This is a genomic window from Niveispirillum sp. (assembly GCF_017996735.1).
Classification (GTDB): Bacteria; Pseudomonadota; Alphaproteobacteria; order Azospirillales; family Azospirillaceae; genus Niveispirillum.
The window spans coordinates 1-12,713 of sequence record NZ_JAGOGJ010000077.1 but is presented as its reverse complement, the minus strand read 5'-3'; the positions used below and the strand labels follow the sequence as shown (position 1 = coordinate 12,713).

The window sequence follows — 12,713 nt, the reverse complement described above, 5'->3', positions numbered from 1 at the left end:
ACCGGAAACGTGACACATATGTGACGCGGTTCCGGGTGCCGATCAAGCGGCTTAATGCAGCGTGCCGGCCTGAACGTCCAGCTTGGCCTGCACGATGGCGACCTTGCCTTCCAGCGTATGCCGCTCGCCGTCGGACTTGGCGTCGGCCAGATCTTCGGTCAGATCGGCAAGCTGCTTTTCCAGGGCCGCGCGGTCCAGACCACGGACAGCATCCAGATCGGACGCTTCCTCAGCCAGGATCGTGACGCGGGCGCCCGTGATCTCGCAGAAGCCACCGGCCACGAAGATGCGCTGGGTGATCGTCGCCATGTCATTGGCATAGATGTCGATGATGCCCGGCTTCACCGTGACGATCATCGGGGCATGGCCCGGCAGCACGCCCAGGAAGCCCTCGGCCCCCGGCACCACCACCATATGCACCGGCTGCGACACCAGCAGTTTTTCCGGCGACACCAGCTCGAATTCAACCTTGTCGGCCATGGTCTGAACCCTGCGCAAACTTTAAGGGACTTCCCTCACCCTCCCAAGCCTTTCGGCTTGGGCCCCTCCCTCTCCCGACGAGCGGGAGAGGGGCGGTTTTCACCCCTCGCCCACGAAAGTGGGAGAGGGAGGGGCCCATTGGCGCCAGCCAATGGGAGGGTGAGGGCACTAGGCTACAAACCTTAAGCGGCCTCGGCCATCTTGCGGGCCTTCTCGACGGCCTGCTCGATGGTGCCGACCATGTAGAAGGCGGCTTCCGGCAAGTGGTCGTAGTCGCCGTTCACGATACCCTTGAAGCCCTTGATGGTGTCTTCCAGGGAAACCAGAACGCCCGGCGTGCCGGTGAACACTTCGGCCACATGGAACGGCTGGGACAGGAAACGCTGGATCTTGCGGGCACGGGCCACGACCAGCTTATCCTCTTCCGACAGTTCGTCCATGCCCAGGATCGCAATGATGTCCTGCAGCGCCTTATACTGCTGCAGAACCTGCTGAACCTTACGGGCCGTGTTGTAGTGCTCTTCACCGACGATGCGGGGGTCCAGAGCGCGCGAGGTCGAGTCCAGCGGATCCACGGCCGGGAAAATGGCCATTTCGGCGATGGAGCGCGACAGCACGGTCGTGGCGTCCAAGTGGGCGAAGGAGGTGGCCGGGGCCGGGTCGGTCAAGTCGTCGGCGGGCACGTAAATGGCCTGCACGGACGTGATCGAGCCCTTCTTCGTCGAGGTGATGCGCTCCTGCAGACCGCCCATGTCGGTGGACAGGGTGGGCTGGTAACCCACGGCCGACGGGATACGGCCCAGCAGAGCCGACATCTCGGCGCCCGCCTGGGTGAAGCGGAAGATGTTGTCCACGAAGAACAGCACGTCCTGGCCTTCTTCATCGCGGAAATATTCAGCGATGGTCAGGCCGGACAGGGCGACGCGGGCGCGGGCACCCGGCGGCTCGTTCATCTGACCATACACCAGGGCCACCTTGGAGCCCGGGCCGTCGGTCTTGATAACGCCGGCGTCGATCATTTCGTGGTACAGGTCGTTACCTTCGCGGGTACGCTCACCCACGCCGGCGAACACCGACATACCACCGTGCGCCTTCGCGACGTTGTTGATCAGTTCCTGAATGGTCACGGTCTTGCCCACGCCGGCGCCACCGAACAGGCCGATCTTACCGCCCTTCAGGTACGGGGCCAGCAGGTCGATGACCTTGATGCCGGTGATCAGCAGGGCGGCATCGGTCGCCTGATCGACGAACTCCGGCGCGTCGCGATGGATCGGCAGGACCTTGTCGTTACCGACCGGGCCACGCTCATCGATCGGCTCGCCGATGACGTTCAGGATGCGGCCCAGGGTGGCCGGACCGACGGGCATCAGGATCGAGTTGCCGGTATCCAGCACCTCGTTGCCGCGAACCAGACCATCGGTCGTGTCCATGGCGATGGTGCGGACGGTGTTCTCGCCCAGGTGCTGGGCCACTTCCAAAACCAGGGTCTTGCCCTCGTTCTGGGTGGTCAGCGCGTTCAGGATCGGCGGCAGGTCGCCGCTGAACTGCACGTCCACGACGGCACCAAGAACCTGCGTGATGCGGCCGACCGCGTTGCTGTTGTTAGCCATGGGGTAAGCTCCCTCGGAACCTTGACTTCGTCGTGAATGCGGATGGATTTACAACGCTTCCGCGCCGGAGATGATTTCGATCAGTTCCTTGGTGATCGAAGCCTGGCGGGTGCGGTTGTAAATCAGGGTATACTTCTTGATCATCTCACCGGCGTTGCGCGTGGCATTGTCCATCGCGGTCATCTGCGCACCGAAGAACGACGCGGCGCTCTCCAGCAAGGCAGAATAGACCTGAATGGCCAGATTGCGCGGCAGCAGGTCGGCCAGGATGGCCTCCTCGCTCGGCTCGAACTCGTAGACGGCGCCGGCTTCGACCGCCGTGTCACCTGCTTCGGGGGCCGCGAAGGGCACCACCTGCTGCAAGGTGACGATCTGGGTCATCGCCGACTTGAACTTGTTGTAGATGATGGTCGCCACGTCGAACTGGCCGGCATCGAAAAGCTCCAGGATCTTCGCCGTGACGCGGTCAGCATCGGCGAAGGAGAGCTTCTTCCTGCCCACCTCTTCGAAGGAGGCGACGATCAGCGAGGGGAACTCGCGACGCAGCAGGTCGCGGCCCTTGCGGCCCACGGTCAGCAGCTTGACGGTCTTGCCCTCGGCCTGCAGACGCAGGATGGCGCGACGCGTCTCGCGGACGACGGAGCTGTTGAAACCACCGCACAGACCACGGTCACCGGTCATCACCACCAGCAGGTGGGTCTGATCGCTGCCCGTCCCAGTCATCAGGCGGGGGCCACCGGGACCGCCGGCCACGTTGGCCGCCAGCGAGGCCAGCATACGGCCCATGCGTTCAGCATAGGGCCGGCCGGCCTCGGCCTGCTCCTGGGCGCGGCGCAGCTTGCTGGCCGCGACCATCTTCATGGCCGACGTGATCTTCTGCGTCGACTTGACGCTGGCGATCCGGTTTCGGATGTCCTTCAAGCTCGGCATGACAGCCCTACGCTCTCAATTCGCCCCGTTGCCGGGTGCTTGGATCAGGCGAAAACCTTGGTGAAGCCTTCGAGGAAAGCCTTCAGCTTCTCTTCGGTTTCCTTGGAAATCGCCTTCTCGTTGCGGATCGCGGCCAGGATGTCGGCGCCCTTGGCCCGGATTTCATCCAGGAAGCGGGCCTCGAACCGGTTCACGTCGTTGGTCGGGACCTTGTCCAGGTAGCCCTTCACGCCGGCGAAGATCGACACGACCTGCTCTTCCACGGGCATCGGCTTGAACTGGGGCTGCTTCAGCAGTTCCGTCAGGCGCGCACCGCGGCTCAGCAGACGCTGGGTCGTGGCGTCCAGGTCGGAAGCGAACTGCGCGAAGGCAGCCATTTCACGATACTGGGCCAGTTCCAGCTTGATGGTGCCGGCAACCTGCTTCATCGCCTTGATCTGAGCGGCCGAACCCACGCGGGACACCGACAGACCGACGTTGATGGCGGGACGGATACCGCGATAGAACAGACCCGTTTCCAGGAAGATCTGGCCGTCGGTGATCGAAATCACGTTCGTGGGAATGTAGGCGGACACGTCACCAGCCTGGGTCTCGATGACCGGCAGGGCCGTCAGCGAGCCGGCGCCATTGGCGTCGTTCAGCTTGGCGGCGCGCTCCAGCAGGCGGCTGTGCAGATAGAACACGTCGCCGGGATAGGCTTCGCGGCCCGGCGGACGGCGCAGCAGCAGCGACATCTGACGGTAGGCGACGGCCTGCTTGGACAGATCGTCATAAACGATCAGGGCATGCATGCCATTGTCGCGGAAGAACTCGCCCATGGCCGCACCCGTGTAGGGGGCCAGGAACTGCAGCGGCGCCGGCTCGGAAGCGGTGGCGGCCACGACGATGGAATATTCCAGCGCGCCGTTCTCTTCCAGGGTCTTCACGATCTGGGCCACGGTAGAGCGCTTCTGGCCCACGGCGACATAGATGCAGTACAGCTTCTTGGACTCGTCGTCGCCCTTGTTGATGCCCTTCTGGTTGATGAAGGTATCGAGAGCGATGGCGGTCTTGCCGGTCTGGCGGTCACCGATGATCAGCTCGCGCTGGCCACGGCCAACGGGCACCAGGGCGTCGATCGCCTTCAGGCCGGTCTGCATCGGCTCATGCACCGACTTGCGCGGGATGATGCCGGGGGCCTTGACTTCCACGCGCTGACGCTTGACGTCCAGCAGCGGGCCCTTGCCGTCGATCGGGTTGCCCAGACCGTCGACCACGCGGCCCAGCAGGCCACGGCCGACCGGCACCTCAACGATGGCGCCGGTCCGCTTGACGACGTCGCCTTCCTTGATGTCACGGTCGGAGCCGAAAATCACCACGCCGACATTGTCGGTTTCGAGGTTCAGGGCCATGCCCTTGACCCCGCCGGGGAATTCAACCATCTCGCCGGCCTGGACCTTGTCCAGGCCATGGATACGGGCCACGCCGTCACCGATGGACAGCACCTGGCCCACTTCGGCGACATCGGCTTCGGTGCCGAAGTTCGCGATCTGCTGCTTCAGGATCGCGGAAATCTCAGCGGCGCGGATTTCCATTATCCAACCCCTTTCATGGCGAGTTTCAGCTTATTGAGCTTGGTACGCACGGAGCTATCCACCATGCGGGAACCGATTTTGACGATCATGCCGCCGATGAGCGACGGGTCGACCCAGACATCGAGCTTCACGCCCTTGCCTTCGCTCTTGGCCAGAGCGGTGGACAGGTCATTCCACTGCGCATCGGTCAGCGGCCGGGCCACGGTGACACGCGCCGTGCTTTCGCCACGACGCAGGGCCAGCTTGGCCAGATAGCCGTCGATCATGCCCGGCAGCGCGAACAGGCGGCGGTTGCGGGCAACAAGGCCCACAAACTTCCGCACCAGATCGCTGACGCCGGCCGCTGCCAGAACGGCTTCCATCGCGCGTTCCTGGTCGTTGCGGGCGAGCAGAGGGCTGCCGATCAAGCGGCGGAGGTCCGCGCTTTCAGCAAGCAGAGCCTTGATGGACGTCAGATCCTGGGCCGTCTGGTCCAGGGCCTGCTGCCCATCCGCGAGATCGAACAGGGCGCTCGCATAGCGCGAGGCGAGTTCGGAGACGCCAGTCCCTTCGGTTGCCACTGGTAACCTCGGTTAAAGTCCGTGGACCTGAATAATTTCAGGACGTTAGCAATGATCGGCCATCCCGGAGGAGGACCCTCCGGTGTCGAGCGAGCGAGCATGTAACACAGCCATAGCCCCTACGCAACAGCGCGCCTGTGGATTGGGGGTATGCGGTTTTGCACCGCTTCCCTTGGATTTGCCAAGGAAGCGCGCCTGTTTACGACCTTCGTCGCATCATTACGCTGTGCAGGTGCGAGATGGCTTTTTCGTGATGAGGGGCACGCCGGGCGCCCACCGCCCTATGCTTTTGCACTTGTGGCGGTTAAGGCGCCATTAAGGGTGCGGGCGTGAGGCTGACCCCAGGCGCGGCAGGGATCTGTGCCACCAAAGTCCGAGGCCATGCCATGTGCGTCATTCTGCCCTTCGCCCGTCAGCGCTTCACCCCCACCGACCTGATGGCCTGGAACGCCATCCTGGCCGACAGACGCCGCCGCGGCCTGTGGCAGAAGGTGGAACGGTCGACCAGCCGTGACCGCGACAGCATCCTGATCTGGTTGCCGGGCGCTAAGGAGCCACGATTGCGCCTGGAGCGGGATCAGCAGGGCATCTACCGGCTGAGTGTGCATGACGACCATGGCTGGGTCCAGTTCCGCCAGGGAACGCACATCATCGATTGCCTGGCCCGGGTCGAGCCGGACGCGCAGGCCAGCCTGACCACCCGCAAGGCCGACTGACCTACATCCCCACCACGCGCAGCCGGCCGCTCCAGAGGCCGATATCCACCGGCAGGCGCGCGATGATGTCGCCATCGCCCTGCACCGGCTCACCCACCGGCCCCTCGATCCGGGCCGAGACGGCGGGCAGGACCCGCACGTCAGACCGCCCCGCCAGCAGGCCCAGCGTCATCGCCGTCGCATAGGTCAGGGCCGCCAGCCGCCCGGCCCGCGTGAACAGAACGGCATGCAGCACCGGCTGTTCCAGCCGCACATCGGGCGCCAGCACGAAGGTGCCCGCATAATAATGGCCCTTGCACAGGATGCAGCTTACCGCCTTGTGACGGCTGATCCCGCCGTCTGGCGCGGTCAGCACCACATCATAGTCGAGCGCCGGCCCCGCCAGTATCTCCCGCAGGCCGCCCAGCGCATAGGCCCCCTTCCCGATCCGGCGCTTCAGCACCGGATCGATTCCGGCCACCACCCGCGCATCCATGCCGGTACCGGCCATCATGGTGAACAGGCGGCCATTGGCCACCCCGGCATGCACCGCGCGGGGCGGCCCCAGCGCCAGTTGCCGGCCGATTCGCTCCGGTGATCCGATCAGTCCCAGTTCGTGCGCCAGCACATTGGCGGTGCCCAGCGGCACCACGCCCAGCGGGGGCGGTTCCACCACGCCCGCCGTCGCCATGCCGTTTACCACCTCGTTGATGGTGCCGTCGCCACCGGCGGCCACGATCACATCGGCCGTGCCTGACCGGGCCAGATCGCGCGCGATGGTGGTTGCATGGCCCGCCGCATCGGTCGTGTGCAGCGACACCACGGCACCGGCATCGGTGGCCGCCGCCATCACCTGTTCCACCAACCCGGGCCGGCGGCGCCCCGCGACAGGATTGAAGATGATCGCCAGCCGCCGGTCGAGCGCATGTGACATTTCCAAAACATCCCTGTGATGGATTGATGAACCAACGATGTAATAAAGACGACAAGACGAAGAAGTTTTCGCGGATGCAGCAGACAATAACATCCTTACGCTGACAATATACCAGATAGAGCGGTATAGAACCATGCGATCCGCTACAGCTAGTCTTTAAATTCTGGCGGACGATTGGTGGTTGGGGTTGACCGGCGATGGGGGAACATATGCTGGGCGACGGGGACGTGCGGAGCTATCGCGCCATCTGGCTGTCGGACATCCATCTGGGGACACGGGGATGCCAGGCCGACATGCTGTTGGATTTCCTGAAACATACCGAATCCGATGTGCTGTATCTGGTCGGCGACATCGTGGATGGCTGGCGGCTGAAGAAAAGCTGGTACTGGCCGCAGGCGCACAACGACGTGGTGCAGAAGATCCTGCGCCGCGCCCGCAAGGGCGCCCAGGTCTTCATGATCCCGGGCAACCATGACGAGGCGTTCCGGGATTATATCGGCCTGCAATTCGGCGGCGTGACCATCCTGGAGGACACCATCCACACCGCCGCCGACGGCAAGCGCTATCTGGTGATCCATGGCGATCAGTTCGACGCGGTGGTGCGCTACGCCAAGTGGTTGGCCTTCGTGGGCGACACGGCCTACACGTTCCTGCTCTGGCTCAACACCCTGTTGAACAAGGCGCGGCGGAAACTGGGTTTCCCCTATTGGTCGCTGTCCGCCTACCTGAAGCACAAGACCAAGAAGGCCGTCGAATTCATCGGCGATTACGAAACCGCGCTGACCGACGAGGCCCGCCGGCGGCAGGTGGACGGCGTCATCTGCGGCCATATCCACCATGCCGAGATACGCGACATGGATGGCGTGCTTTACGTGAACGATGGGGATTGGGTCGAATCATGCACCGCACTGGTGGAACATCCCGATGGACGGCTGGAGATCCTGCGCTGGGCGGATATTGTCGCCGCCCGACAGGCGGTGAAGGTGGCGGCGTGAAGCTGCTGATCGTCACGGATGCCTGGCATCCGCAGGTCAACGGCGTCGTGCGCACCCTGACGACGACGCGGGCCGAACTGGAACGGCTGGGCCATAAGGTGGAGGTGATCTCGCCGGACCGGTTCCGCACAATTCCCATGCCGACATACCCGGAAATCCGGCTGGCCCTGGCGCCCGGCCGGCGGGTGCGGCAGATGATCGACGCGGCCCAGCCTGACGCGATCCATATCGCCACCGAAGGCCCGTTGGGATTCGCGGCACGGCGCTACTGCCTGAAACGCAAGCTGCCCTTCACCACCGCCTATCACACGCGGTTTCCCGAATATGTGCGGGATCGGGCGCCGGTGCCGCTGTCGCTGTCCTACGCCTTCGTGCGGCGGTTTCATGCGCCCGCCCATTCGGTGATGGTGGCGACCGCCAGCATCGAGGCCGACCTGGAACAACGCGGCTTCACCAATATCCGCCGCTGGTCGAGGGGTGTGGATACCGAGCTGTTCCGCCCGCGCGACAAGGACCTGTTCGCCCATCTGCCGCGCCCGGTGTTCATCTCCGTGGGGCGCGTGGCGGTGGAGAAGAATATCGAGGCCTTCCTGTCGCTGGACCTTCCCGGTTCCAAGGTGGTGGTCGGTGACGGACCACAACTGGCGGAACTGAAGGCCAGGTATCCGGGCGTCACTTATGTCGGTGCCAAACATGGCGAGGATCTCGCCCGGCATTACGCCGCCGCCGACGTCTTCGTTTTCCCATCCCGCACCGACACGTTCGGGCTGGTCCTGTTGGAAGCGCTGGCGTCGGGCCTGCCGGTGGCGGCCTTCCCCGTGCCGGGTCCGCTGGATGTCATCGGGAACAGTCCGGCGGGGGTGCTGAGCGAGGATTTGCGTGCGGCCTGCCTGAAGGCCGTGGGGATCGATCCGAAGGTCTGCCGCGACCACGCGCTGGGCTTTTCCTGGCGGGCCTGCGCACAGCAGTTTCTGGCCAATCTGCGGCCGTTTACGCCGGAAGGTCTGGCCGATCAGGCGGCGTGACGGGAACGGTTTTACCCTCACCCTCCCACCGGCTGACGCCGGCGGGCCCCTCCCTCTCCCGCTGAAGCGGGCGAGGGGCAAAACTGACCTCACCTTTGTTCCGCCCCTCGCCCACGAAGGTGGGAGAGGGAGGGGCCCAAACGCGCCAGCGTTTGGGAGGGTGAGGGAACAACAGCGCCTCTTGCGCAATGGTGAGGGAACAACAGCGCCAAACGCGCCCTCAATCCTCTTCCTTCACCCGCTCCATATCGGCGCCACAGGCGGCCAGCTTGGCCTCCACCCGCTCGTATCCGCGATCCAGGTGGTAGATGCGGTTGACGGTGGTCTCCCCCTGCGCCGCCAGACCGGCCAGCACCAGCGACACGGATGCCCGCAGGTCGGTGGCCATCACCGGCGCACCCGTCAGCTTCGGCACACCACGCACCAGTGCGGACGAGCCATGGACGGTGATGTTGGCGCCCATGCGGGTCAGTTCCGGCACATGCATGAAGCGATTCTCGAAGATCGTTTCCGTGATCATCGAGGCGCCCTTGGCCACGCACATCAGGGCCATCATCTGGGCCTGCAGGTCGGTGGGGAAGCCTGGGAACGGCTCCGTCATCACATCCACGCCGACCAGATCGCCGGCAGACGCCACCAGCAGGCCGTTGGCGGTTTCCGTGACCTTCACATTGGCGCCGGCGAGCGTCTTCACCACGGCCTTCAGATCGTCCATGCGCGCGCCGACCAGTTCCAACTCCCCGCCCGTAATGGCGGCGGCCATGGCAAAGGTGCCGGCCTCGATCCGGTCGGGCAGCACGGCATAGGTGGCCCCATGCAGCCGGTCCTTGCCCTTGATCACCAGGCGGTCGGAGCCGATGCCCTCGATCTCCGCGCCCATGGCGATCAGGCAGCGGGCCAGATCGCCGATCTCCGGCTCCCGCGCGGCGTTCATCAGGATGGTTTCACCCTTGGCCAGGGTGGCCGCCATCATCAGGTTCTCGGTGGCGCCCACCGACACCTGCGGGAACACGAATTCCGCGCCGACCAGCCCGCCTTCCGGCGCCTTGGCCAGGATATAGCCGCCTTCGATATCGATTTGCGCACCCATGGCCTGCAGGCCCTTGATATGCAGATCGACGGGGCGGGTACCGATGGCACAGCCGCCGGGCAAGGACACCTTGGCCTGACCAAACCGGGCCAGCAGCGGGCCCAGCACCAGCACGGACGCGCGCATCTTGCGCACCAGATCATAGGGCGCGGTCAGGTTGAAGATGTCGTTGGCGAACAGTTCCACCGACCGACCGCTGGAGCCGAACGCATCGCGGCCATTGATATGCACCTCCACCCCATGCTGGGCCAGCAGGCGGTTCATGGTGGTGATATCGGCCAAAAGCGGCAGGTTGGTCAGCGTCAGCTTCTCATCCGTCAGAAGGCAGGCCGCCTGCAACGGCAGGGCCGCGTTCTTGGCGCCGGAAATGGTGATCTGGCCCTTCAGCGGATTGCCGCCGCGGATGCGAAGCTTGTCCATGGAATATTCGTTTCGTCAGTCGGTAGAGGGGCGGCCCGGACCATGGGCCGCGATGATGGCGGCGTTTGGGCCGGTCAGAGGCGGGCCAGTGTCACGCCGCGCTGTTTCATATATTTGCCGGCGCGATCGGCGTAGGAGACCTCGCACGGGCTGGCCCCCTGGAAGAACAGGAACTGGCACAGGCCCTCGTTCGCGTACACCTTGGCCGGCAGCGGCGTGGTGTTGGAAATCTCCAGCGTCACATGCCCTTCCCATTCCGGTTCCAGCGGCGTGACATTCACGATCAGGCCGCAGCGGGCATAGGTGGACTTGCCCAGGCAGACGACCAGCACATCGCGCGGGATGCGGAAATATTCCACCGTGCGGGCCAGGACAAAGCTGTTGGGCGGGATGACGCAGACATCCGTCTCCCGGTCGACAAAGCTGGTGGCGTCGAACTTCTTGGGATCGACCACGGCATTGTCGATATTGGTGAAAATCTTGAATTCCGGGGCGACGCGCGCGTCATAGCCGTAAGAAGAGAGTCCGTAGGAGATCACGCCCTCACGCTTCTGCGCCTCCACAAACGGCTCGATCATGCCGTGCTTGGTTGCCTGTTCCCGTATCCAGCTATCGGGCATGATCGGCATATTCGGTTCCCCACTTCCCAATGTCGGGCGCCGCCTGTCCAAGGCGCGGCGCGCAAGACCTTGTAGCCCAGCGGCCCCGCCCACTCAAGCCGTGGTGTCGGGCATCTGTCCTTCGGCTGGGTCGGGGCCAAGCGCGCGTTCCATTGCCTCCTGCGCGTCGCGTGCCCGGTCCTGGTCCTTGCGCCGGCGCAGATTATCGCGCAGCGCCTGGGCCAGTCGGTCCTTGCGGTCATCCTTCTTGGGGGGGCTGCTGGTCATGGTGCGATGTCCATCGGGTGGAAACGGCTGGATTGCTGGCCTTTTTGCGCTTGCACGTCAAGTATGCGGAAAAAATCGACAGGTCCGGGATTTTTTTGCTTGCGGTCCGGGGGTTGGAGTGGCACATAGCCGCCCACCGCAGCGGCGACGCAGCGGTGACCCGGATGAAGGCGCTGCCGTAGCTCAGTCGGTAGAGCGCGTCCTTGGTAAGGACGAGGTCGTTGGTTCGATTCCAATCGGCAGCACCATCCCCCGGATCAAACAAAAACCCGCCCGCCTTTATTGGCGCGGCGGGTTTTGTTTTGACTGGCCATACGTTCGCGCCGGCACCGGGCGGGCGCGTCCGCACCGCCCGGCCTTATCCTCAGTGATCGGAGCCCTGCAGAATCTGACGACGCATGCCCGTCTCATATTCCAGCCCCTCACGCGTCAGCGTCACCGACATCGGGAAATTGCCAACGATCAGGCCCTTGCGTTCCAGCGCCGTCCAGGGGGCGATGTTGCGCAGGCCCGTGGCGTCCTGGGCATAGACCAGCCAGGGACCCAGATGGAAATGGTTGCCATGGCTGGTGAAGGGCAGTTCCATGACCTCCACGGCGCCGTCACCCACCGGGCGGGCAATATCCTCGAACTCGGCCAGGGCCTGGAACAGGGTCAGCGTCTTCAACTGCAACGGGTTCAGGTTCAACGGGTTCTTCTTGGCGGCCATGCGGCGCACTCCATCAATGTTTGTTGCCGCAGGTTGAAGCCCGTTTGACGGGCATCGTCAAGCGCGCCCGCGTCGGCTATGAAGAAGCGACACGCTTTCGACGGATGTTCGCCCCGCATGCCGCAACCTTTCCACCGTACCGGCCCCGCCGCCCTGCTCCTGTCCCTGACGCTGCTGTCCGCGCCGCCGGCCCTGGCGGACCTGCAGGCCGGACGCCTGGCGTTTTTCGCCGGTGACTATGCAACGGCCTTCAAGGAATTCAACGCGTCGGCGGAGACGGGCGACAGTTCCGGCCAGTATCTGGCGGGCGAAATGCTGGTGCAGGGGCGCGGCATTCCCAAGGATGCGCGGCGTGGCATGGCCCTGCTGGAGGCGGCCGCCGCCAGCGGACATGTTGGGGCGCAGAGCCTGGCCGGCGCGCTCTACGCCTTCGGACAGGACATGCCGGCCGATTACACCAAGGCGCTGACCTATCTCCGGCCGGCAGCGCAGGCCGGCGACATGAACGCCCAGAACAACCTGGCGGCCCTGCTCTATTTCGGGCTGGGCACCAAGCCCGATCTGGTGGACGCCCTGCATTGGGCCAAACGCGCTTCCGCCAAGCGTCTGGTCGCCGCCATCAAGCTGGAAAAGGAAATCGAGTCGAAGGCCACGCCGGAACAGATCAGACAGGCCCGGGAGCGGGTTTCCCAACCGCTGGTGCCGCCCACGGCAACCGCCGATGCCGGCCCCACCCCCACGCAGGCCAAGCCCGCCCCGGCACCAAAGCCCGGACCGAAGCCCGAGCCGCCCGTGGCCCAGACG

The 12,713-nt window shown here is 64.6% G+C and carries 14 protein-coding genes and 1 tRNA gene; 5 read left to right on the top strand and 10 right to left on the bottom strand.

Features of this window, described 5'->3' with window-relative positions:
• Positions 1–51: 51 nt before the first annotated feature.
• The 5 genes from atpC to KBA48_RS21085 all read right to left on the bottom strand — a co-directional run bounded on the left by atpC (position 52) and on the right by KBA48_RS21085 (position 5,154).
• Positions 52–480: an ATP synthase F1 subunit epsilon gene (atpC, locus tag KBA48_RS21105; RefSeq protein WP_292910066.1), complete on the bottom strand. Its 429-nt coding sequence runs from the start codon at positions 478–480 to the stop codon at positions 52–54.
• 182 nt (positions 481–662) lie between these two features.
• Positions 663–2,090 (bottom strand): F0F1 ATP synthase subunit beta, encoded by a 1,428-nt coding sequence (gene atpD / locus KBA48_RS21100; protein WP_292910064.1) that lies wholly within the window; start codon positions 2,088–2,090, stop codon positions 663–665.
• A gap of 48 nt (positions 2,091–2,138) precedes the next feature.
• Positions 2,139–3,020 carry a F0F1 ATP synthase subunit gamma gene (locus tag KBA48_RS21095; protein WP_292910062.1) on the bottom strand — a complete coding sequence of 294 codons (882 nt, stop codon included), beginning with the start codon at positions 3,018–3,020 and terminating at the stop codon, positions 2,139–2,141.
• Positions 3,021–3,064: 44 nt separating this feature from the next.
• Positions 3,065–4,594 carry a F0F1 ATP synthase subunit alpha gene (gene atpA, locus KBA48_RS21090; RefSeq protein WP_292910060.1) on the bottom strand — a complete coding sequence of 510 codons (1,530 nt, stop codon included), beginning with the start codon at positions 4,592–4,594 and terminating at the stop codon, positions 3,065–3,067.
• On the bottom strand, positions 4,594–5,154 hold the full coding sequence (locus KBA48_RS21085; protein WP_292910058.1) for a F0F1 ATP synthase subunit delta: 561 nt from the start codon (positions 5,152–5,154) through the stop codon (positions 4,594–4,596). The genes atpA and KBA48_RS21085 overlap by 1 nt, the downstream gene beginning before the upstream one ends.
• 386 nt (positions 5,155–5,540) lie before the next feature.
• Between KBA48_RS21085 and KBA48_RS21080 the strand changes: the two genes are divergently transcribed.
• Entirely contained in the window at positions 5,541–5,870 is a 330-nt protein-coding gene (locus tag KBA48_RS21080) for a hypothetical protein (RefSeq protein WP_292910056.1), read from the top strand.
• Between the two features lies 1 nt (position 5,871).
• Here KBA48_RS21080 and KBA48_RS21075 read toward each other — a convergent pair whose 3' ends face one another.
• On the bottom strand, positions 5,872–6,783 hold the full coding sequence (locus KBA48_RS21075; RefSeq protein ID WP_292910054.1) for a diacylglycerol kinase family protein: 912 nt from the start codon (positions 6,781–6,783) through the stop codon (positions 5,872–5,874).
• 197 nt (positions 6,784–6,980) lie between these two features.
• Here KBA48_RS21075 and KBA48_RS21070 point away from each other — a divergent pair, with 197 nt between their 5' ends.
• On the top strand, positions 6,981–7,778 hold the full coding sequence (locus tag KBA48_RS21070; protein WP_292910052.1) for a UDP-2,3-diacylglucosamine diphosphatase: 798 nt from the start codon (positions 6,981–6,983) through the stop codon (positions 7,776–7,778).
• Positions 7,775–8,803, top strand: a complete 1,029-nt coding sequence (locus tag KBA48_RS21065) for a glycosyltransferase family 1 protein (protein WP_292910050.1) — start codon at positions 7,775–7,777, stop codon at positions 8,801–8,803. Before KBA48_RS21070 ends, KBA48_RS21065 begins: the two co-directional genes overlap by 4 nt.
• A gap of 220 nt (positions 8,804–9,023) precedes the next feature.
• Here KBA48_RS21065 and murA read toward each other — a convergent pair whose 3' ends face one another.
• From murA to KBA48_RS21050, 3 genes are all read right to left on the bottom strand, one after another.
• Positions 9,024–10,313 carry a UDP-N-acetylglucosamine 1-carboxyvinyltransferase gene (gene murA / locus KBA48_RS21060; protein ID WP_292910048.1) on the bottom strand — a complete coding sequence of 430 codons (1,290 nt, stop codon included), beginning with the start codon at positions 10,311–10,313 and terminating at the stop codon, positions 9,024–9,026.
• 74 nt (positions 10,314–10,387) lie between these two features.
• A complete protein-coding gene (dcd, locus tag KBA48_RS21055) occupies positions 10,388–10,942 on the bottom strand; it encodes a dCTP deaminase (protein ID WP_054170214.1) in 555 nt (184 codons plus the stop codon).
• An 84-nt stretch (positions 10,943–11,026) separates the two neighbouring features.
• Positions 11,027–11,200, bottom strand: a complete 174-nt coding sequence (locus KBA48_RS21050) for a hypothetical protein (RefSeq protein ID WP_292910042.1) — start codon at positions 11,198–11,200, stop codon at positions 11,027–11,029.
• Positions 11,201–11,372: 172 nt separating this feature from the next.
• On the opposite strand from KBA48_RS21050, the gene KBA48_RS21045 reads away from it, so the two are divergent.
• Positions 11,373–11,448, top strand: a tRNA-Thr gene (locus tag KBA48_RS21045).
• A gap of 116 nt (positions 11,449–11,564) precedes the next feature.
• Here KBA48_RS21045 and KBA48_RS21040 read toward each other — a convergent pair.
• Positions 11,565–11,909, bottom strand: coding sequence for a hypothetical protein (locus KBA48_RS21040; RefSeq protein ID WP_292910040.1), 345 nt, complete (start codon positions 11,907–11,909; stop codon positions 11,565–11,567).
• A gap of 117 nt (positions 11,910–12,026) precedes the next feature.
• Here KBA48_RS21040 and KBA48_RS21035 point away from each other — a divergent pair.
• On the top strand, positions 12,027–12,713 hold a 687-nt coding region (locus KBA48_RS21035; RefSeq protein ID WP_292910039.1), incomplete at its 3' end, for a tetratricopeptide repeat protein.